This is a genomic window from Pyxidicoccus xibeiensis, from assembly GCF_024198175.1.
Taxonomy (GTDB): domain Bacteria; phylum Myxococcota; class Myxococcia; order Myxococcales; family Myxococcaceae; genus Myxococcus; species Myxococcus xibeiensis.
The window spans coordinates 146,472-169,952 of the sequence record NZ_JAJVKV010000009.1 but is presented as its reverse complement, the minus strand read 5'-3'; the positions used below and the strand labels follow the sequence as shown (position 1 = coordinate 169,952).

Below are 23,481 nucleotides of genomic sequence, written 5' to 3'. Positions count from 1 at the left end.
CGCCTCCGCACCCACCTCCACGGCGGGCACGGTGGTGGGACGGGACGCAATGGCGTTCCACTCTGTGTCCAGCAACACGCGCGTGCCGCCCGCCTCGCGCAGCGCTTCCACCAGCGACTGCTGCGTCAGCACCACGCTGACGCCCGCCTCGCGCAGCATCCAGCCGATGCGCTCGGCCGGGTGGTGGGCATCGACGGGCACATAGGCGGCGCCGACCTTGAGGATGGCCAGCATGCCGACGATGAGCTCCGGCGAGCGCTCCACGCCCAGGCCGACACGAGCGCCAGGACGCACGCCCAGCGAGAGCAGGTGCCAGGCGAGCTGATTCGAGCGCGTCTCCAGCTCCGCGTAGCTGAGCGTCCGAGTCCCGAACGCCAGGGCCACGAACGAGGGCGATAGAGCCGCCTGACGCGAGAACAGCGCGTGCACCGGCGTGTCACGCGGGTAGTCCACCGCCGTCTCGTTCCAGGCCGTCAGCACCTGCTGGCGAGCCTCCGGGGTGAGCAGCGACAGCCGGGACAGCGGCAGGTCCGGCGAGGCGACGGCCGCCTCCAGCAGCGTGCGCAGGTGCTCGGCCATGCCGGCGATGGTGGCCGGCTCGAAGAGCGCGGTGTCGTAGTTGAAGCCGCCGTCGAAGCCCTCCGCCGTGCGGTAGAAGTTCAGCTCCAGGTCGAAGCGGATGAGGCCGTGCTCCGGCTCCACTGGACGCAGCGAGAGGCCGGGCAGGGCCAGCTCGGGCAGCGGCGCGTTCTGGAGCGCGAAGATGACCTGGAAGAGCGGCGTGCGGCTCAGGTCGCGCGGAGGCTGCAGCTCCTCCACCAGCTTCTCGAAGGGCAGGTCCTGGTGCTCGTACGCGCCCAGGGTGGTGTCACGCACCTGGGCCAGCAGCTCGCGGAAGGTGGCCTCCGGCTTCAGGCGCGTGCGCAGCACGAGGGTGTTCGCGAAGAAGCCGATCAGCGCCTCGGACTCGGCGTGGCGGCGGCTGGCGATGGGCGAGCCGACGGAGATGTCGTCCTGCCCGGAGTAGCGGCCCAGCAGGGTCTGGAACGCGGCCAGCAACAGCATGAAGGGCGTGGCGCCCTCGCGCTTCGCCAGGGCCTCCGCTGCCTCGCTCAGCTCGCGCGACAGGCGCAGCGGCAGGGGCGCGCCCTGGAAGGACTGCCGCGGCGGGCGCGGCTTGTCCGTGGGCAGCTCCAGGTGGGACGGCGCCCCGGTGAGCTGCTCGCGCCAGTAGTCGAGCTGCGTGCCCAGGACCTCGCCCTGGAGCCAGCCGCGCTGCCAGACGGCATGGTCGGCGAACTGCACCGGCAGCTCCGGCAACGGCGAGGGCTGGCCCTGGATGAAGGCCGCGTACAGCGCGGCCAGCTCGCGCACCAGCACTCCGGTGGACCAGCCGTCCGAGATGATGTGGTGCAGGTTGAACACCAACAGGTGGCGGGTCTTCTCCACCTCCACCAGGAGGGCGCGCACCAGCGGGCCGTTGACCAGGTCGAACGGGCGGCGGGCCTCTTCGGTGGCCAGTCGCATGGCCTCGGCCTGACGCAGCGATGCGTCGGCCAGCCCCGTCACGGAGACGCTGTGCACGGAGAGCGGGGCGGCGGGGTGGATGACCTGGAAGGGCTCACCCGCCTCGGACTGGAAGGTGGTGCGCAGCGTCTCGTGGCGCCGCACCAGCTCGTCGAAGCTCCGGCGCAGCGCGTCCACGTCCAGCGTGCCCTCCAGCATCAAGGGCATGGGGATGTTGTACGCGCTGGCCCCGCCGCCGAGCTGGCCGATGAACCACAGCCGCTGCTGCGCGAAGGAGAGGGGCAGGGGCCGCGAGCGGTCCGCGCGGACCAGCGGCGGCACCACGCTCGCGGAGCCGGTGGCCGGCTGGCGGGAGTCCAGGCGCGCCGCGAGGGCGGCCACGGTGGGCGCCTCGAAGAGGGCGCGCAGGGGCAGCTCCGCGCCGAAGGTGGTGCGGACGCGGGCCACCAGCTGCGTGGCCAGGAGCGAGTGGCCACCCAGCTCGAAGAAGCTGTCGTGGATGCCCACCCGACCGACGCCGAGGAGCTGGGCGAAGAGGTCCGCCAGCGTCTGCTCGGTGGGAGTGCTCGGCGCCACGTACCGGCCGCGCTGCGCCACCGTGGCGTCGGGCGCGGGCAGCGCCTTGCGGTCCAGCTTGCCGTTCGTCGTCAGGGGCAGCACGCCCAGGTGCACCACGGCGGAGGGCACCATGTACTCGGGCAGCCGCTGCGCCACGTACGCGCGCAGCTCGGCGGCGTCGAGCGGGCCTGCGTCACCGGTGACGTAGGCCACCAGGCGCTTGTCGCCCGGCGGGTCCTGGCGCACCACCGCCACCGCCTCGCGCACCCCGGGGTGCGTCAGCAGCGCGGCCTCCACTTCCGCCAGTTCAATCCGGTAGCCGCGCACCTTCACCTGGTTGTCGATGCGGCCCAGGAACTCCAGGACTCCGTCCGCGCGCCAGCGCGCCTTGTCGCCGGTGCGGTAGAGCCGCTCGCCCGCGGTGGCGCTGAAGGGATTGGGGATGAAGCGCTCCGCCGTCAGGTCCGGCCGCGACAGGTAGCCGCGCGCCAGGCCGTCTCCGCCGATGAACAGCTCGCCCGGCACACCCACGGGCATTGGCTGCAGCGCACCGTCCAGCACGTACACCTGGGTGTTCGCGATGGGAACGCCGATGGGAATGGACGCGCTCACGTGGACCACGTCCGTCATCCGGTACGTGGAGGTGAACAGCGTGGACTCGGTGGGGCCGTAGCAGGCCGTGACGGGAATCCCCAGCGTCTCCACTGCCTTGCGCACGTGGGCGGCACTCACCACGTCGCCACCGGTGAGCAGCTGGCGCACGCCGCGCAGGCTGTCCGGCTTGAGGTCCACCACCTGCGAGAACAGACCCGAGGTCAGGTGCAGCGTGGTGACACCGTGGTGCTGGAGCACCGTGCTCAGCAGCTCCAGGTCGCTGGGCGACTGGGGCGGGAAGACGACGAGGCGGCCGCCGAAGAGCAGCGGGCCCCAGACCTCCAGGGTGGAGGCGTCGAAAGAGATGGGAGCGATGAGGAGGAAGGTCTCCTCCGGGCCCAGGTGGGCGTAGTGGGCCCCGTGCAGCAGGCGCATGACGCCCCGGTGCTCGACGGCAACGCCCTTGGGCCGGCCGGTGGAGCCGGAGGTGAAGTCCACGTAGGCCAGGTTGCGCGAGGTGGCTCCGGACACCGGCCGCGTGCGCGGCAGCATGTCCAGCGGCAGCTCTTCCACCAGCAGGCACGGCACCGCTTCGCCGACGGGCAGGCTGGCGCGCAGGGCCTGTGAGGTGATGAGCAGCCGGGGCGGAGCGTCCTCCAGCATCTGGCTCAGGCGCGTGGCCGGATACGAAGCGTCCAGCGGCAGGTAGGCGCCGCCGGCCTTGAGGATGGCCAGCAGGGAGACGACGAGCTCCACCGAGCGCTCCAGGCACACGGCCACCAGCACATCGGGCCGTACGTCATGGAGGCGCAGCAGGTTGGCGAGCTGGTTGGCGCGCACCTCGAGCTGCGCATACGTGAGGCGCTGCTCACCGAACTCCAGCGCGATGGCGTCCGGGCGCAGCGCGACCTGCTGCTCGAAGAGCGCGTGGATGGTCGCCTCGCGCGGGTAGTCCGACGCGGTGGCGTTCCACTCCACCAGCACCTGGCTCCGCTCGACGTCCGTGAGCAGGGGCAGCAGCGGCGTCGGCAGGTCGGGCGAGGCCACGACGGCGCGGGCCAGCCCGGTGAGGTGCTCGGCCAGGCGCTCGACGGTGGAGCGGTCGAAGAGGCTGGTGGCGTACTCGAAGCGGACCGTCATCCCCGCGCGGTGCTCCCAGACCTCCAGGCCCAGGTCGAACTTGGCGGTGCCCATGCTCATGTCCACCGAGCTGAGCTTGAGCGTCTGCGCGGAGACCTCGACCTCCGGCGTGTTGAGCACGTTGAGGCTGACCTGGAAGACCGGCGTGCGGCTCAGGTCGCGAGGCACCTGGATGAGCTCCATCAGGCGCTCGAAGGGCGCGTCCTGGCGCGTATAGGCGCCCAGGGCCTGCTGCTTCACCCGCGCCAGCAGCTCCCGGAACGTGGGGGCGCCGCCGAGCCGCGAGCGGAAGGCCAGCGTGTTGAGGAAGCAGCCGATGAGTCCCTCCACCTCGGGCCGGGTGCGGCCGGCGATGGGCGTGCCAATCGCGAAGTCCTCCTGGCCCGAGTACCGGCCCAGCAGGAGCTGGTAGAGCGCCATCATCACCATGAAGGGCGTGGCCCCCTCACGGCGGCCCAGTGCCAGCAGCGGCTCCACCAGCTCCTTCGGCCACTCGAAGCGGTAGAGGTCGCCCGCGTACGACTGCACCGCGGGGCGCGGCCGGTCCGTGGGCAGCTCCAGCGCCTGCACGCCGGAGAGCTGGTCCTTCCACCAGCGCAGCTGCTCCTCCAGCACCGCGCCCTCCAGGTACTGGCGCTGCCACACCGCGAAGTCCGCGTACTGCACGGGCAGCTCGGGCAGCGGCGAAGGCATGCCCGCCCCGAAGCTCGCGTAGAGGAGGGTCAGCTCGCGCGCGAGCACCATGTTGCACCACGCGTCGGAGACGGCGTGGTGGAGGATGAGGCTGAGGACGTGCTCCTCGGCGCCCAGGCGCAGGAGCTTCGCGCGTACCACCGGCCCCTTCTCCAGGTCGAAGGGCAGGGCGGCGTGCTCCAGGCACAGGCGCACCATCGCGGCATCACGCTCCGCGGGCGTGGCGCCGGGGACGTCCTCGAGCGGCATCGGCAGGCGCACGTCCGCATCGATGCGCTGCATGGCGTTGCCGTCGTCCGCGAGGAAGTACGTGGAGCGCAGCACCTCGTGACGGCGCACCAGCTCGTCCAGCGAGGCCTGGAGCGCGGGGATGTTCAGCGGCCCCACCAGCCGGAAGCTGGCCGGGTTGTTGTAGGCCGAGCTCGTCGGCTCCAGCTGCTGGAGGTACCAGAGCCGCTGCTGCGCGAAGGACAGCGGCAGCGGGCGGTCCCTCGGCGCGCGAGGAATTGGCGGCGGCGAACCCGGCATGGCGGCCGGCTGCGGCGCCTGGGCCACGGGGGCCTTTGGAGCCTTCGGGGCCTGGGCGACGGGCGTGGCGGCCTTCGCCACGGGGAGAGTCACGGCCTCCACGAGTCCGTTCGAGCGCAGCCGGACCGACCGGCCCGTGCGGTAGAGCATGCCGCCACTTCCGCGCGGATGGGGCACCAGCCGGCGGCGCTCCTCCTCGGGCGCGCGCCACAGGCCCCGGGGCAGGCCCGCGCCTTCCAGCGCCAGCTCGCCGACGACACCCTCGGGCACGGGCAGCCCCGCCTCGTCCAGCACCCACGCCTGGAGGCCCGACGGAACGCGCTCCTCCGGCGACTTCGGCAGCAGGGCTCCTTCGGTGGCGCCACCCGCGAGCAGCACCTCCACCCCCGCGGCCCGGTGCAGGGCCGAGGCCAGCTCCGCGGACGCCCCTTCGAGGACCAGCGCGCCCACCGAGCCCAGCGACTCACGGGCCGTGGGCAGCTCCAGCAGCGTACGGGCCAGCCGCGCGGAGGCCTGGAGGACGACGCCGCGAGACTCGCGCGCCAGCTCCAGCAGCTCACCCACGCCCTGCTCACCCTCCACCAGCACCTGCTCCTGACGGACGGACGCCTCGGCCTCCACCCGCTCGCGCAGCGTGGCGAGCCGGCGCAGGCTCTGCAGCACCACCTGCGTCTCCACGCCGAAGTCGATGAGGCAGGCCACCTCGTCCACGTCGGCGTCGCGCATGGCGCGCATGCGCTTCATGCCGCTCTCCACCGTGCCGATGAGCCCCGTCGCCAGCGCGAAGTTCTCGAACGAGTGCTCCAGCATCGCGTTGATGTCGTCTTCGGAGAGCTTGTCGACCTCGCCCTTGTAGCCCTGCGCCGACAGCAGGCTGGCGATGATGTCCGCCGAGCCCCGGAAGTACGTCAGCAGCGGCTTGCGCACGGTGCGCAGCACTTCCTGCTCGTCGTCCCCGATGAAGGTGTGCGCCATGCACGTGATGTGGCCCCGGCCGGGGTGGCCGTTGCGGCGCCACGCCTCGCGGTACAGCGCCACCTTCGGCTTCAGCTCCTCCAGGGAGTGCGCCAGCAGCCCCGTCAGCAGCCCCGCGCCCAGCTCACCCGCCATCCGGAACGTCTCCGGGCTGGAGGTGGCGGTGAGCCACACAGGCAGCTCCTTCTGCACCGGCTTCGGGCGCAGGCCCACCTCCACGGTGGTGCCGGCGCCGCCCGGACGCCGCAGCTTCTCTCCGCGCCAGAGGGCGCGCAGCGTCTCCAGGTTGCGCAGCAGGATGTTGCGCCGGTCCTCGTAGTTGGCGGGCGCGAAGGTGAAGTCCTGCACGTGCCAGCCGGTGGCCACGGACAGGCCCACGCGGCCGTTGGAGAGGTTGTCCACCACGGACCACTGCTCGGCGATGAGCAGCGGGTCATGCAGCGGCAGCACCACGCTGCCGGAGCGCAGGCGCAGGTTGCGCGTCACGGTGGCCAGGCCCGCGGCCACGACGGCGGGCTGCGGGTACAGGCCGCCGAAGGCGTGGAAGTGACGCTCGGGCGTCCACACCGCCGTGAAGCCGTGGGCATCCGCGAACTTCGAGCCCTCCACCAGCAGCTCGTACTTGGGGCCGGTGAGGGTGTCCTCGTCGTTGGCGAAGTAGAGGAGGCTGACCTCCATGGCGCGCGTGCGCGGGCCACCGCCGCCCAGGCGCACCAGCCGTGCCCGGACCTGCTCGGAGGGGAACACCACGCGCAGGCCGCGAGAGAGCGCCCACAGCGACTCCAGCTCCGCGCGCTCCGTCGAGGACTCACCGGCCGCCAGCCAGGTGCCACCCTCGGTGGGGCGCAGCCGCACATCCAGCTGGCCGAACAGCTCCGCCAGCGCGGAGTGGCTCAGTGTCCAGGCGGGCTTCCCGGCGCCCGCGGGCAGCAGCCACGCGAGCGACTCGGCCTGGGCGGGAGACTGGACCTCCAGGGTCGCATTGCCCGTGGAGGACTTCGAGAGGTCATCGACGTACAGGACCCGGGCCGCATCGAGGCGGGCCGCGGTGGTGACGCCACGCCACGTGATGAGCAGGGGCGTGGTGGTGCCTTCCGGTGCGTAGGTGGCCAGGGCGCCCAGGTCGGTGGGGCCGAGCGTCACCGCGGCGCCACCGGCCTCCAGCACACCCCACAGCACCGCCAGCTTCGCGGGCGAGGGCTCCAGGCACACGGCCACGGGAGCACCCGCGCGAAGCCCGAGCGCCCGCAACCTCGCGGCCACGCCCCGCGCCTGTGCGGACAGCTCCGCCCAGGACCAGGACCGCCCACCCTGGACGGTGGCCACGGCCTCCGGGCTCCGGAGAGCGCGCTCGGACAGCAGCGCGGGGACGGCGGCGGAATGGGACGGAGGGCGAGACGCGGGCCAGGCACGGCGCTCCGCCTCGGTGACGAGGGGCAGGCGCGACACGCGCTCGTCGGGCCGGGCGACGGCGGCACCCAGCAGGACCTGCAAGTGCTCCACCATGCGGCGGGCGGTGGACTCGTCGTACAGCTCGGTGGCGTACTCCAGCGCGCCGACGATGCGGCCGTTGCTCTCGGACAGCACGAGCGTCAGCTCGGACAGCGTGGCGCCCCACTGCACGGGCGCATGGGTGATCTCCATCAGCGAGCCACGGACACCGGACAGCTCCAGCGTCGCCGGGCCGCTCGCGCCCACCGCGTGGTAGACGAAGACGGTGTCCGTCATCCGGTCGCGGCCGATGTCCTTGCCCGGGATGAGGTCCTCCACGAGATACTCGAAGGGCACGTCCGGGCGGACCTGGACCTCGGAGACCTCCTGCTTCACGCGGCCGAGCAGCTCGCGGAACGTCGGGTCTCCCGCGAAGCTGGTGCGGAAGGCCGCCGAGTGGGCCACGTAGCCGATGAGCGGCAGCAGCTCCGGGCGGGTGCGGTTGGCGATGGGCGTGCCGACGATGATGTCCGTCCGCCCGCTGTAGCGGTGCAGCAGCGTCTGCCACGCGGCCAGCACCGTCATGTACGCCGTGAAGTTCTCACGCTTGCCGAAGGCCAGCACCTCGCGTGCCAGGGCGGGGGGCAGGTCCACCGTCATGCGCACCGACGTGAGCGGGCAGCGCTCCGGGCGCGGCCGGTCCAGGGGCATGTCCAGCCGGCGCGGCATGCCGGCCAGCCGGTTGCGCCACCACTGCTCCTGATCGGGCAGCAGGCGCTCGGCGATGGTGCGCTTCTGCCACGCGCCGAAGTCCGCGTACTGCACGGGCAGCGGGGGCAAGGGTGACGGCCGGCCCTGGCGGAAGGCGCCGTAGAGCTGTCCCAGCTCGTTGACGAAGAGGACGATGGACAGCGTGTCGCAGACAACGTGGTGGATGGTGCCCACCAGGATGTGGAGCTGCGGGCTCAGCCGGACCAGCGTGGTCCGCATGATGGGGCCCTTCACCAGGTCGAAGGGCCGAGCGGCGTCCTCGCGCGCGATGCGCATGGCCGCCTCCTCGCGCTGCTCGGCGGAGCCGGTGACCTCCACCACGTCGAGGGGGATGTGCACCTCGGGGTGGAAGCGCTGCACGGGCCGGCCGTCCACGACGTCGTAGGTGGTGCGCAGCGCCTCGTGGCGGCGGACGATCTCCTGGATGCTGCGGTGCAGGATGTCCACGTCCACGAACCCCTCGAGCCGCAGCACGAAGGGGATGGTGTACGCGGAGAGGCCGGGCAGGTGCTGCTCCAGGCGCCACACGCGCTCCTGGACGAAGGACAGCGGCAGCTCCTGGGTGCGCGGCAGCGGGACGAGCGGCAGCTCCCGGGTCTGCTCCACCGGAGCGGCCTGCGCCAGCAGCGGCTCCAGGCGCTCGGCGATGCCGGCCACCGTGGGCGCCTCGAAGAGGGCCGCCAGCGGGAGCTGCACGCCGAAGGTGTCGCGGAGCTGGTTGAGGAGCTGGGCGGCCATCAGCGAGTTGCCGCCGATCTCCAGGAAGTTGTCGTCGCGGCCCACGAAGTCCAGGCCCAGGCGCTCGCGCCACAGCGCGGCCACGCGCTCCTCGGTTCCAGGGCGCGGTGCGTCCTCACGGACGGGGGTTGCCGGAGTGGAATCGACAGACTCGGGCTCGACGGGCGCGGGCTGGGCGGAGACCACCGTGGCCTGAACGGGAGCGGAAGCCTCCCGAGGCTGAAGTGTCGAGGAAGCCAGGACGGGCGGCAGCGCCGACTGCGGCGCGGGGCCAGAGGTGGGGGCTGTGAGCGCCACGGGAGGAGTAAAGCCGGGCGATGAGGGCGCGAGCTCTGCTGGGAGCGTCACCACTGAGGCCGAGACGGCGCTTGCGGCGGGCGGAGTGAACCCAGCCGTGGGAGCTGTGCTTGCCGCAGGCGGAGTGAGCCCGGGCGTCAGGGCTGCACTCGATCCGGGAGGCGTGAACCCTGGCGCCGACGCCGTGCTCACCGCAGGCGGAGCGAACCCGGACCCCTGGCCCGTGAGCACCGCAGGCGGTGTGATCCCGGGCATCGGTACAGCGCTCGCAGCAGGAGGCGCGAACCCGGCCGCGGGCGACGTGCTCACCGCAGGAGGCGCGAACCCGGCCGCGGGCGACGTGCTCACCGCAGGAGGCGCGAACCCGGCCGCGGGCGACGTACTCACCGCAGGAGGCGCGAACCCGGCCGCGGGCGACGTGCTCACCGCGGGAGGCGTGAACCCGGGTGCCGGGGTCGCAATCACCGCAGGCGGCGTGAAGCCAGGCACCGCGGCCTGCCCGGCCGGAGACGGGACCACGCGTGCCGGGGGCACCACGGGCTGGGCGAACACGGGCGGCGAAGCGGGCGGAGGCGTGGGAGCCACCGTGGTGCCCGACTGTGCTGCCGGCGTCGGCGTGAACACGGGAGCCGACGCATGTCCGCCGGGCGTGACCACCATGCTGCCCTGGGCCACACGAGTCCCGCCACCGGGCGTGAGCGCCGGGGCAGGGGGCGCGGCCACCTGCGCCTGCGCGGGCTTCGCATCCACCCAGCAGTGCTTCTCCTGGAACGGGTACGTGGGCAGGTGCAGCCGCCGCCGCTGCTCGTGGGCGTAGAAGGCGGACCAGTCCACCTCGACTCCCAGCGTCCACAGCTCGCCCACCGCCTGCAGGAAGCCCGAGTGCTCCGTCGTGGAGCCCCCGCGCCGCAGCGACGCCAGCGCCTTCACCCGGTCGCGGTCCTGTCCCAGGCACGAGCGCACCAGCGGCGTGAGGTCCTGCCCCGGGCCCACCTCCAGCACCAGGCTGCAGCCTTCCTCCAGCAGGGCACCCACCGCCTCGCTGAAGCGCACGGGCTGCCGCATCTGGTCCGCCCAGTAGCGCGGCTGCGCCAGCGCGCCCGGCATCGCCCATGTCCCGGTGACACTGGACGCGTAGCGCAGCGCGGGCTCCGAGCGCCGCAGCGACGCCACCACCCGCTCCAGCTCGGGCATCAGCGGCGCCACGTCGGCCGAGTGGAAGGCGTGCGGCGCGGGCATCCGCACCGCACCGATGTCCCGGCGCTTCAGCTCCTCCTGGAACCGCTCCACCTCGTCCACCGGTCCGGCGACGACGCACCGGTCCGGCGCGTTGAGCGCGGCCATCTCCAGGCGCCCGGACAGCAGCGGCAGCACCTGCGACTCCGACAGCGCCACCCCGAGCATGGCCCCCGGGGGCATGCGGTGCATCAGCTCACCGCGCGCCACCGCCAGCTTCAGCGCATCCTCCAGCGGCAGCGCACCCGCCACGCACGCGGCGGCGTACTCGCCGAAGCTGTGTCCCAGCACGGCGTGGACCTTCAGGCCCCAGTCCATCCACGTACGAGCCAGCGAGTACTCCACGGAGAACAGCGCGGGCAGCGCCACGCGCGTGTCGGCCAGCAGCGTGGCCACCTCCGCGTCCTGTCCAGGCGCGGCCTGGAGCAGCTTGCGCACCCGCTCGCGCAGCGGCGCCTCCAGCAGCGCGAGGCACGCGTCCAGGTGCCCGCGGAAGACAGGCTCACCCGCGTACAGCTCGCGGCCCATGCCCACCTGCTGGGCACCCTGGCCCGGGAAGACGAGGGCCACGCGACGCGCACGCGCCGCCTCGCCCTTCACCTTCACCGCCGTGTACGGCTTGCGAAGCTGCTTCGCGAGGTCCGCGGCGTCCGTGGCCACGACGGCCCGACGGTGCTCGAAGGCCTTGCGGCCCACCGCGTGGGTGAAGGCCACGTCGGCCACGCGCAGGTCGGCGGCGCTGGCCTCCGCGTGCGAGGCGAGCTGCCGGGACGCCGCCTCCAGTGCCTCCGGTGTCCGCGCGGACAGGGTGACGAGCTGGTGGGTTCGCGTGGTGGAGCCGCTGTGCGACATGGGGGATTCCTCGAGCACGGCGTGGGCGTTGGTTCCACCAATGCCGAAGGAGCTGACAGCCGCGCGTCGCGGCGCCTCGCCCCTCGGCCACGGCCGCAAGGTTGTATTGACGAAGAAGGGGCCGGAATCGAAGTCGATCTGCGGGTTGGGGCGCTCGAAGTGCAGGCTCGGAGGAATCTCTCCGTGGTGCAGCGACAGCGCGACCTTGATGACGCCCGCGACGCCGGCCACCGTGTCCATGTGGCCCACGTTGGTCTTCAGCGAGGCCAGGGCAATGGAGCCGCGGTGCTCGGCGCCCAGGCCGTACGCGCGCTGGAGCGCCGCCACCTCGATGGGGTCTCCCAGCGGCGTCGCGGTGCCGTGCGTCTCCACGTAGGCAATGTCCTTCGCCTCCACGCCGGCCCGGGCCATGGCCTGCGAAACGACGGCGGCCTGGCCCTGCACGCTGGGCGCGGTGAAGCCGGACTTGTTGCGGCCGTCGTTGTTGGTCGCCGTGGCGCGGATGACGGCGTAGATGGAGTCGCCGTCGCGCTCCGCGTCCTCCAGGCGCTTGAGCACCACGGAGGCCACGCCGTTGCCGGAGATGGTGCCCTGCGCCTTCGCGTCGAAGGCGCGGCAGTGGCCGTCCGGAGAGAAGATCATCCCTTCCTGCCAGACGTACCCCGTGCGCTGCGGCACGGCGAGGCGCGTCGCGCCAGCCAGCGCCACGTCGGAGTTGCCCGCCAGCAGGTTCTGGCAGGCGAGGTGGATGGCCACCAGGCCCGTGGAGCACGCGGTGTAGACGAGCGTGCTCTCACCGGTGAGGCCCAGCTTGTAGGACGTCTTGGTGGCCAGGCTCACGTGCGTGGCGGTGCCGTACAGCTCGAAGAGGGCCGCGGCATCCAGCGGCACCGTCGTGCGCACCGCCTGCGTGTAGCCGGAGTCCAGCGCGCCCGCGTACAGCGAGATGGCGCCGGGGAACCGGTGGGGGTCGATGCCCGCGTCCTCGAGCGCCGTCCACGCGCACTGGAGGAAGAGGCGCTGCTGCGGGTCCATCCACTGCGCCTCGCGCAGGGACATGTCGAAGAAGGCGTGGTCGAACCGGTCGATGCCGTCAATCACGCCGCCCGCGGCGACGAAGTCCGGGTGGTGCCACAGCTCCGTGCCGTCCGGCAGCCCGGGCATGTGCTCCAGCTCATCGACGGAGAAGCGGGAGATGGACTCCACGCCCTCGCGCAGGTTGCGCCAGAAGTCCGCCACGGTCAGCGCGCCGGGGAAGCGGCCCGCCATGCCGACGATGGCGATGGCGCCCGAGCTGGACGGCGTCGGTGACGCCGGGCGCGGGCGGTGGCCGGGCGCGGGCTCCGGGGCGGCGGCCTGGGCCGCGGTGCCCGCCTCGCGCTCCAGGCGGAGGGCGAGGTCATGGACGGTGGGGTGCTCGAAGAGCCACACCACGGCCACCTCGCGCTTGAGCTCCTCGCGCAGGTGCGTGGCGATGCGGACGACGGACAGCGACGTGCCGCCCAGCTCCTCGAAGAGGTGGTCATGGACGCCCACCCGGTCGGCGCCCAGCTCCCGGGCGTAGAGCGCCGCGAGCTGCTGCTCCAGGGGGTTGGCGGGCTCCACGAAGCGGCCCTGGCGGCCGGTGGACGCGGCGTCCGGCCGCGGCAGCGCCTTGCGGTCCACCTTGCCGCTGGTGTTCAGCGGCAGGGCCGGGAGCACCACGAAGACGGACGGCACCATGTACTCGGGCAGCCGCTGGCGGAGCCCCGTGCGCAGGATGCTCGCGTCGAGGGTGTGGCCTTCCCGCGCCATGGCGTAGGCCACCAGGCGCTTGTCGCCGGGCACGTCCTCGCGGACCACGGCCACCGCCTCATGGACGGGGGGCAGGGCGCGGAGGGCGGCCTCCACCTCGGCCAGCTCGATGCGAAAGCCGCGCACCTTCACCTGGTGGTCGGCGCGGCCCAGGAACTCCAGCGCACCGTCGGCGCGCCAGCGCACGAGGTCACCGGTGCGGTAGAGGCGCTCGCCGGGCGTGGTGGCGAAGGGGTGCGGGACGAAGCGCTCGGCGGTGAGGTCCGGGCGCGACACGTAGCCACGCGCCAGCCCGTCGCCGCCGATGAACAGCTCGCCGGGCACGCCCGCCGGCACGGGCTGGAGCTGCCCGTCCAGCACGTACGTCTCGGTGTTGGCCAGGGGCCGGCCGATGGGAATGGACGTCCCCGCCTCTTCGGGCCGCTCCATCCGGAAGCAGGTGGCGACGACGGAGCCCTCGGTGGGGCCGTAGCCGTTGGTGAGGGGGACGCGCAGCGACTCCAGCGCGCGGCGGGCGTGGGGCGCGGAGAGGATGTCGCCGCCGACGTGGATCTCCCGGACGCCGCCGAGGATGTCGGGCCGGTGCTCCACGAGCTGCGCGAACAGGCCCGCGGGCAGGTGGATGAACGTGACGCCCTGGCGCTGCACCACCTGGCCCAGCGCGTCCAGGTCCCCGGCCGACACCTGCGCGGGGAGGATGACGAGCCGGCTGCCGTGCAGCAGCGGAATCCACATCTCCATCACCGAGCCGTCGAAGGAGATGGGTGCCAGCAGGATGCCCGTCTCCCGCATGCCGTAGCCGGCGTAGGGCTCGCTGTGGACGAGGCGCAGGATGCCCCGGTGCTCGACGGCGACGCCCTTGGGCCGGCCGGTGCTGCCCGAAGTGAAGATGACGTACGCGACATCCCTCGGCCCGGCGCCCGAGACGGGAGCCGTGGTGGGCTGGGACTCCAGGGACAGCTCCTCCACGAAGAGGCTCGGCGGTGCGTCGTCCGGCAGGGTGAGCAGCCCGCGCAGGGCGCGCGAGGTGAGCAGCAGCTTCGGCCGGGCGTCCTCCAGCATGAGGGCCAGCCGCTGCGACGGGTACGTCGCGTCCAGCGGGACGTAGGCGCCGCCCGCCTTGAGGATGGCCAGCAGCGAGACGATGAGCTCGACGCCGCGCTCCAGGCTCACGGCCACGCGCGTGTCCGGGCCCACGCCGTGCGAGCGCAGCAGGTGCGCCAGCCGGTTGGCCCGCGCGTCGAGCTGCCCGTAGGTGACACGCTGCTCACCGCACTCGAGCGCGATGGCGTCCGGGCGCAGCGTGGCATGCCGCGAGAAGGCCTCGGGGATGGTGACGTGGGACGGGTAGGGGCGGACGGTGTCGTTCCACTCGACGAGGACGCGCTGGCGCTCCTCGGGCGGAAGCAGGGGCAGGGTGGCCAGCGGCACGTCCGGCGTGGAGACGGCGGCCTCCAGCAGGGTGCGCAGGTGACCGGCGAGGCGGGCCACGGTGGGGGCCTCGAACAGGTCGGTGCTGTACTCGATGGCGCCGCGCAGCCCGTCCGCGGCCTCGCTCAGCAGGAGGCCCAGGTCGAACCGGGCGGTGGCGTTGTCCACCTCGAGCGTGCGCAGGGTGAGCCCCGACGCGCGCAGCTCCTCGGCGGGCGTGTTCTGCAGGGCGAAGATGACCTGCACCAGCGGACCACGGCTCAGATCGCGCGCGACGTTCAGCTCCTCGACGAGCTTCTCGAAGGGCAGATCCTGGTGCTCGAACGCGGCGAGGGTGGTCTCACGCACCTGGGCCAGCAGCGCGCGGAACGAGTCCCCCGGACGCACGCGGCCGCGCAGCACCAGCGTGTTGACGAAGAAGCCGACCAGCCCCTCCAGCTCGCCATGGCGGCGGCCGGCAATGGGCGAGCCGATGAGCAGCTCCCCCTGGCGGCTGTAGCGAGACAGCAGGACCTGCCACACGGCGAGCAGCGCCATGAACGGCGTGGTGCCCTCCTGACGCGCGAGCGACAGCAGGCGCGAGACGAGCTCCTGTGGGAGGTGGAAGGGCAGCAGCGCCCCGCGCGGAGTGCGGATGGCGGGCCGTGCCTTGTCGGTGGGCAGCTCCAGGACCTGCGGCGCCCCGGCGAGCTGCTGCTTCCACCAGTCCACTTCCCGGGCAAGCACGTCGCCCTGGAGCCACTGACGCTGCCACGCGGCGAAGTCCGCGTACTGCACCGGCAGCGACGGCAGCAGGGGCGTCTTTCCGGAGGCGAAGGCCTCGTAGCCCGCCGCCACCTCGCGGACCATCACCCCGAGCGACCACCCGTCCGAGACGATGTGGTGCATGACGAACAGCAGGACGTGGTGCTCCGCGCCCAGCCGCAGCAGCCGCGTGCGCAGCAGCGGGCCGGTGCGCAGGTCGAAGGGCGTCGCCGCCTCCTCGGTGGCGAGCCGGAGCGCCTCGGCCTCGCGACGCTCCGCGGGCGTGGCCTCCAGGTCGGTGACGGGCAGCGTCCAGGCGCCGTGCGGGTGGAGGACCTGGATGGGCTGGCCCTCCTTCATCGCGAACGTCGAGCGCAGGGACTCGTGGCGGGCGACGAGGAGCTCCAGGGCGCGGCGCAGCGCCTCGGCATCCAGCGTCCCCTCCAGCCGGAGCGCGGCCATGATGTTGTAGTTGCTGCTCCCGGGCTGCACCTGGTCGAGCACCCACAGGCGCTGCTGGGCGAAGGACACGGGCAGCGCGCCGTCGCGAGGAACGGGCCGCAGCGGCGGCGTCTTCGACTCCGGGGTGCGGACGAGGAACTGCTCTTCGACGAACTCCGTGACGCGAGCCACGGTGGGCGCGCCGAAGAGGGCACGGAGTGGCAGCTCCACCTGGAAGGTGGAGCGCAGCCGGGAGATGAGCTGCGTGGCCAGCAGCGAGTGGCCACCCAGCCGGAAGAAGTCATCGTGCAGGCCCACGTGCTCCACGCGGAGCACCTCGCGGAAGAGGCTCGCGACCCGCTGCTGGAAGGGCGTCATGCGCTCGGGGGCGGCAGGCGCCACGGCAGCGGGCAGGGACGAGACTGGCGCCGGCAGCGCCTTGCGGTCGACCTTGCCGTTGGAAGAGAGGGGCAGGGCGGTGAGGGACACGAAGGCCGACGGCACCATGTACTCGGGCAGCTGCTTCTGGACGGCCGAGCGCACCGCCTCGGTGTCCAGGTTCGCCGTCTCCGGCACCACGTACGCCACCAGCCGCTTGTCGCCGGGCACGTCCTCGCGCACGACGACCACCGTCTCCTTCACGCCGGACACCTGGCGCACCACCGCCTCGACTTCGCCCAGCTCGATGCGGAAGCCACGCACCTTCACCTGGAAGTCGCTGCGGCCCAGGAACTCCAGCGTGCCGTTGGCGAGCCAGCGCACCTGGTCTCCGGTGCGGTACAGCCGTGCGCCCGGAGTGGAGGCGAAGGGGTGGGGCACGAAGCGCTCGGCGGTGAGGTCCGCGCGGTTGAGGTAGCCCCACGCCAGGCCGTCGCCGCCCACGTACAGCTCTCCGGGCACGCCGGCCGGCACCGGCTGCAGCCCAGCGTCCAGCACGAAGGCGGTGGAGTTGGCCACCGGCCGGCCAATAGGCACCGAGCGGCCCACGTCGTCTCCGGCCCGCAGGGCATGGGTGGTGGAGAAGGTGGTGTTCTCCGTGGGGCCGTAGCCATTCACCAGCACGGCGCCCGAGGGCAGCCGCGCCAGGTGCTCGCGCACCCGCTGCACCGGCATCACGTCGCCACCGGCAAGCACCTGCCGCACCCGGGCCAGGGCCTCGCCCTGCGCGTGCGCCATCTGCTCGAAGAGGGCCGCCGTCAGCCACAGCGTGCTGACGCGCTCACGCACCAGCAGCGCGCCCAGCTCCTCCAGGGCCAGCGGCCCGGGAGGCGCCAGCACCAGCCGGGCGCCATGCAGCAGCGCGCCCCACACCTCCAGCGTGGAGGCGTCGAAGGCGGCGGGCGCCAGTTGGAGGACGACTTCCTCCGGCCCGAAGCGCACGAAGGTGCTGCCCTGCACCAGCCTCACCACGCCCCGGTGCGGCACGCACACGCCCTTGGGGCGGCCGGTGCTTCCCGAGGTGAACATGACGTACGCCAGCGCGTCCGCGCTCACCGCCACGCCAGGCGCGGTGGTGGGACGGGAGGCAATGGCGCTCCACTCCGCGTCCAGCAGCACGCGCGTGCCGCCCGCCTCTCGCAGCCCCTCCACCAGCGACTGCTGCGTCAACACCACGCTGACGCCCGCTTCGTGCAGCATCCAGCCGATGCGCTCGGCCGGGTGGTGGACGTCGACGGGCACGTAGGCGGCGCCGGCCTTGAGGATGGCCAGCATGCCGACGATGAGCTCCGGCGAGCGCTCCACGCCCAGGCCGACACGGGCCCCGGGGCGCACGCCCAGCGAGAGCAGGTGCCAGGCGAGCTGATTCGAGCGCGTCTCCAGCTCCGCGTAGCTGAGCGTCCGAGTCCCGGACGCCAGGGCCACGGCCGAAGGCGACAGGGCCGCCTGACGCGAGAACAGCGCGTGCACCGGCGTGTCACGCGGGTACTCCACCGCCGTCTCGTTCCAGGCCGTCAGCACCTGGGCCCGCTCGGCCGCGTCCATCAGCGGCAGGCGGCTGAGTCGTACCGTGGCGTCGTGGGCCACGGCCTCGAGCAGGACGCGGAAGTGCTGGAGCAGCCGCTCGGCGGACGACTGGGAGAACAGATCCAGGCTGTACTCGAGGTGCCCCACCAGGTCCCCGTCACGGTCAATCAGTCCGAGGCTCAGGTCCTGCCGGGCGGTGTCGGTGACACTCTCCAGCAGCTCCACCCGGCCCCCGGGCAGCGACGGCGGCTGCATGGGCGCGTTCTGCAGCGCGAACAGCACGTTGAAGAGGGGCGAGGCATGCTCACCGCGCTCTCCGCCGACCGCCTCCACCAGCCGGTCGAACGGCACGTCCTGGTGAACGTAGGCGGCGAGCGACTCCTCGCGCACGCGGCCCACCAGCTCCGCGAAGGTCGGGTCGCCCTCCAGGCGCGTGCGCAGCACCATCGTGTTGACGAAGAAGCCGATGAGAGGCTCCAGCTCGGACACGGTACGCTGGGCAATCGGGCTGCCGATGGCGAAGTCACTCTGTCCCGAGTAGCGCGACAGCAGCGTCTCGTACGCGGCCAGCAGCACCATGAACAGGGTGGCGCCCTGCTCGCGGCCCACCTTCTCCAGCGCCTGGACCAGCGTCGCCGGGAGGGTGAAGAACTGGTTGCCGCCACGGAGGGTCCGCGTCGCGGGCCGGCCGGCCTCAGCGGGCAGCACCAGCGCGGGGACGCCCTGGAGGCGGGCCTTCAGGGACTCGAGCTGCGCCTGGATGCCCTCGGACTGCACCCACTTGCGCTGCCATGCGGCGTAGTCCGCGTACTGCACCGGCAGCTCCGGCAGGGGAGACGGCTTGCCCTCGGAGAACGCCGCGTACAGGACCACGACCTCCCGCACCAGCACGCCCATGGACCAGCCGTCCGAGACGATGTGGTGCATCGTCAGCAGCAGCGCATGCTCCTCGGCGCCCGTGCGCAGCAGCACGGTGCGGAGCAGCGGGCCGTTGGCGAGGTCGAACGGGCGGTTGGCCTCCTCGCCCATGCGCTTCTTCAGGAGGGCGTCGCGCGTGGACGCGTCCAGCGCGCTCAGGTCCTCCACCGGGAGGGGCCAGTGCGCGGGCGCGGGGTGGATGCGCTGCAGGGGCTGGTGCTCACGCGTGACGAAGGTCGTGCGCAGCGCCTCGTGCCGGCGGACCACCTCGGCGAAGGTGCGGCGCAGCACCTCGGCGTCCAGCGGGCCCGACAGCCGCAGGGCAATGGGCACGTTGTAGACGGCCTGGCCGGGCTGGAGCTGCTCCAGGAACCACAGGCGCTGCTGCGCGAACGACAGCGGCGGCGCATCCTCGCGAGGCACGGGCACCAGCGGAGGCATCGCCGTGCGCGACGCCTGCAGCATGAGCGCTTCGACGCGCTCCGACAGCAGCGCAACGGAGGGGGCCTCGAAGAGCATCCGGAGCGGAAGCTCCACGTTGAACCGCGCGCGCACCCGGGTGACGAGCTGCGTGGCCAGCAGCGAGTGGCCACCCAGCTCGAAGAAGTCGTCGTGAGGACCGACGCGCTCCACGTTGAGCACTTCGCGGAACAGCGCCACCAGTTGCTGCTGGAGCAGCGGAAGCGAGCCGATGTCCACCGCCTCCACGGCTGTCGACGACAGGTCCGGCTGCGGCAGGGCCTTGCGGTCCACCTTGCCGTTGGGCGACAAGGGCAGCGCCTCCAGGGCCACGACGGCCGAAGGCACCATGTACTCCGGCAGGCGCCGGCGCACGTGCTCTCGCAGGGCGGCCGTGTCCACGTCTGCCGGCGTCACGTACGCCACCAGTCGCTTGTCCCCGGGCACGTCCTCGCGCACCAGCGCCACCGTCTCGTGCACGCCCGGCACCGCGCGCAGCGCGGCTTCGACTTCGCCCAGCTCGATGCGGAAGCCACGCACCTTCACCTGGAAGTCCACGCGCCCCAGGAACTGCAACGTCCCATCCGCCAGCCACCGCACCCGGTCGCCCGAGCGGTACAGCCGCATGCCCGGCATGGCCGAGTAGGGGTGGGGCACGAAGCGCTCGGCGGTGAGCGCGGGCTGGCCCAGGTAGCCGCGGGCGAGGCCGTCGCCGCCGATGAACAGCTCACCCGGCACGCCCACGGGCACCGGCCGCATCGCCGCGTCCAGCACATACACCTGCGTGTTGCCGATGGGCCGGCCGATGGACACGGAGTCACCCACCGCATCCCCCGGAGACAGCCGGTGCGTGGTGGTGAAGGTGGTGCCCTCGGTGGGGCCGTAGCCGTTGATGATGCTGCGGCCCTGGGCCAGCCGCTCCCGCACGCGCGGCACCGGCAGCACGTCACCACCCGCGAGCAGTCGCGGTACCCGCGCGAGCGCCTCGGGCTGGTGCTGCTGCATCTGGTCGAAGAGGGCCGCCGTCAGCCACAGCACGGACACCTGGTGGCGGGTGAGGGCCTGCCCCAGCTCCTCCAGGTCCGGAGTCGAGCGCGGGAAGAGGACGAGGCGAGCGCCGTGCAGCAGCGCGCCCCAGACCTCCAGGGTGGACGCGTCGAAGGCCAGCGGGGCCAGCTGCAGCACCACCTCGTCGGGCCCGAGCTGCACGAAGCGCGAGCCGATGAGCAGGCGCACCACGCCCCGGTGCGGAATGGCCACGCCCTTGGGCGTGCCCGTCGAGCCCGACGTGTACGTGACGTACGCCAGGTGGTCCGGGCCGGACGAGGCCTCCAGCGCGTGCGGCGGCTGGCGGGCAATCGTCTCCCACTCGGAGTCCAGGGAGACGACGAGCTGCGCGCCCGCCGGCAGCTCGTCCTCCAGGGCCTCCTGGGTGAGGATGGCTGCGACGCTGGCGTCCTCCACCATGAAGGCCAGGCGCTGGGCCGGGTACGACGCATCCAGCGGCACGTAGCAGCCGCCGGCCTTGAGGATGCCCAGCAGGCCCACCAGCAGGTCGAGGCCCCGGTGCAGGAAGACGCCGACGCGAGACTCGGTGCCCAGGCCCAGCGAGCGCAGGTGCCGGGCGAGCTGGTTGGATCGCTCGTCGAGCTGCGCGTAGGTGAGGGTGTGGCCGTCGGACTCCACCGCCACGGCCCTGGGCGTGCGCCGGGCCTGCGCGGAGAACAGCGAGGCGATGGTGGCCTCCGCCGGGTAGTCGGCGCGCGTGTCGTTCCACTCGATGAGCACCTGCTGGCGCTCGGCGCGGCTCATCAGCGGCAGCTCGCTGAGCCGCTGTGCCTGGGCACCCTGAGCCACCGCCTCGAGCAGCAGCGTCAGGTGCTCCACCATGCGGCGCGCGGTGTCCGCGGTGAAGAGGTCCAGGTTGTACTCGAGCTGGCCCTCCAGCACTCCGCCGTGCTCGCGCATTCCCAGCGTGAGGTCGTACCGGGAGGTCTCCGTGACGACGGGCAGCACCTCCACGTCCAGCCCTGGCAGGGCGACCGTCCCCAGCTCCATGTTCAGGAGCACGAACAGGGTCTGGAACAGCGGCGTCCGGGACATGTCCCGCTCGCCACCGAGCTCCTCGACCAGTCGCTCGAATGGGATGTCCTGGTGCGCGAAGGCGCCCAGCGCTTCGTCACGCACGCGGTCCACCAGCGCGGAGAAGGTCGGGTCTCCATCCAGCCGCGAGCGCACGGCGAGGATGTTGACGAAGAAGCCGATGAGGTCTTCCAGCTCCGGCCGGGCGCGGTGGCCCACCGAGGTGCCCACGCAGAAGTCCGTCTGCCCGGAGTAGCGGCCCAGCAGCGCCTGCCAGCCGGCCATCAGCACCATGTAGAGCGTCGCGTTGCGGCTCCGGGCGACGTCCTCCAGTCCGGTGAGCACCGCGGCCGGGAGCGTGAAGAAGAGCGTGGCACCGCGCTGGCCGCGCACGGCCGGACGCGGCAGGTCCGTGGGCAGCTCCAGCACCGGAGCGTCCTCGAGCCGCGAGCGCCACCACTCGAGCTGCTCCGCGAGCGCCTTCTCCTCCAGCGCCCGGCGCTGCCATGCGGCGTAGTCCGCGTACTGCACGGGCAGGGCCGGCAGCGCGGGCTCACGGCCCTGGGCCAGCGCCTCGTACAGCGCGGCCACCTCGCGCACCAGCACGCCCATGGACCAGCCGTCCGAGACGATGTGGTGCATGCACAGCACCAGGACGTGCTCGTCCGCGTGCACGCGCAGCAGCACCGTGCGCAGCAGGGGGCCCTGGGCCAGGTCGAAGGCGCGATGGGCCTCCTCACCGATGCGCCGCTGGACAGCGGCCTCGCGCGCGGAAGGTTCCAGCGCGCTCAGGTCCTCCACGGGCAGCGGCCACTCCGCCGGAGCGGCCTGGACACGCTGGAGGGGACTGCCGTCGCGGGAGACGAAGGTGGTGCGCAGCGTCTCATGGCGATGGACCACCGCCGCGAAGACGCGGCCCAGCAGGGCCACGTCCAGCGGGCCGCGCAGGCGGAGCGCGACGGGCATGTTGAAGACGGACTGCCCCGGCTGGAGCTGGTCCATGAACCACAGGCGCTGCTGCGGGTACGACAGCTCCAGCAGTGCCTCCGACTCCGTCGGGCGCGGCAGGGGCACCAGGGGCAGCGCGTCCAGCGCGGCCCGCGACGTGTCCAGGCGCTCCGCGAGGCGGGCCACGGTGGGCGCCTCGAAGAAGGCGCGAAGGGGCAGCTCCACCCCGAGCTGCGCGCGCAGCCGCGTCACCACCTGCGTGGCCAGCAGCGAGTGGCCGCCCAGGAGGAAGAAGTCGTCATGCAGGCCCACGCGCTCGACGCGCAGGACCTCGCGGAACAATGCGGCGAGCTGCTGCTCGCGCGGCGTCCGAGGCTCGATGAATCCCCCTTCCACGGAGCCGAGGTCGGGCACCGGCAGGGCCTTGCGGTCCACCTTGCCGTGCGACGTCAGGGGCAGCGCCTCCAGCACCACGAAGGCCGAGGGCACCATGTGCTCCGGCAGGTGCTGGCGCAGGTGTTCGCGCACCACGCCCGTGTCCACGTCCGCGGGCGTCACGTACGCCACCAGTCGCTTGTCCCCGGGCACGTCCTCGCGCACCAGGGCCACCGTCTCGCGCACGCCCGGCACCGCGCGCAGGGCGGCCTCGACTTCGCCCAGCTCGATGCGGAAGCCACGCACCTTCACCTGGAAGTCGATGCGGCCCAGGAACTCAATCGTGCCGTCCGGCGTCCACTTCACCCGGTCGCCGGAGCGGTACAGCCGCTCGCCCGGCGTGGCCGAGTAGGGGTGGGGCACGAAGCGCTCGGCGGTGAGCGCGGGCCGGCCCAGGTAGCCCCGGGCCAGACCGTCTCCGCCGATGAACAGCTCACCCGGCACGCCCACCGGCACCGGCCGCATCGCCGCGTCCAGCACGTACACCTGCGTGTTGCCGATGGGCCGGCCAATGGAGACGGAGTCACCCACCACATCCCCCGGCGACAGCAGGTGGGCGGTGGTGACGGTGGTGCTCTCCGTGGGGCCATAGGCGTTGAGCACGGAGCGGCCCTGCGCCAGCCGCTCACGTGCGCGGGGGGCGGGCATCACATCGCCGCCGATAATCAGCTGCGGCACCCGGGCCACGGCCTCGGGCTGGTGCTGCTGCATCACGTCGAAGATGGCGGTGGCCATGACGGCCATCGTCACCTGCCGCTCGACGAGGAGGCGCGCCAGCTCGCCCACGTCCGGAGTGTGGGGCGGGTAGACGACCAGTCGCGCGCCGTGCAGCAGCGCGCCCCAGACCTCCAGGGTGGACGGGTCGAAGGTCAGCGCGGTGAGCTGGAGGACGACGTCCCGGGTGTCCAGGTGCAGGTAGCGCGA

1 protein-coding gene (cut by both window edges) is annotated in these 23,481 nt (G+C 72.8%); it reads right to left on the bottom strand.

The whole window is internal to a non-ribosomal peptide synthase/polyketide synthase gene (locus tag LXT23_RS33440) on the bottom strand: the coding sequence, 53,223 nt in all, runs 14,832 nt past the left edge and 14,910 nt past the right edge, and what appears here is coding positions 14,911-38,391, spanning codon 4,971 (complete) through codon 12,797 (complete); reading right to left, the first codon wholly in view occupies positions 23,479-23,481. Both codon boundaries (start and stop) fall beyond the window edges.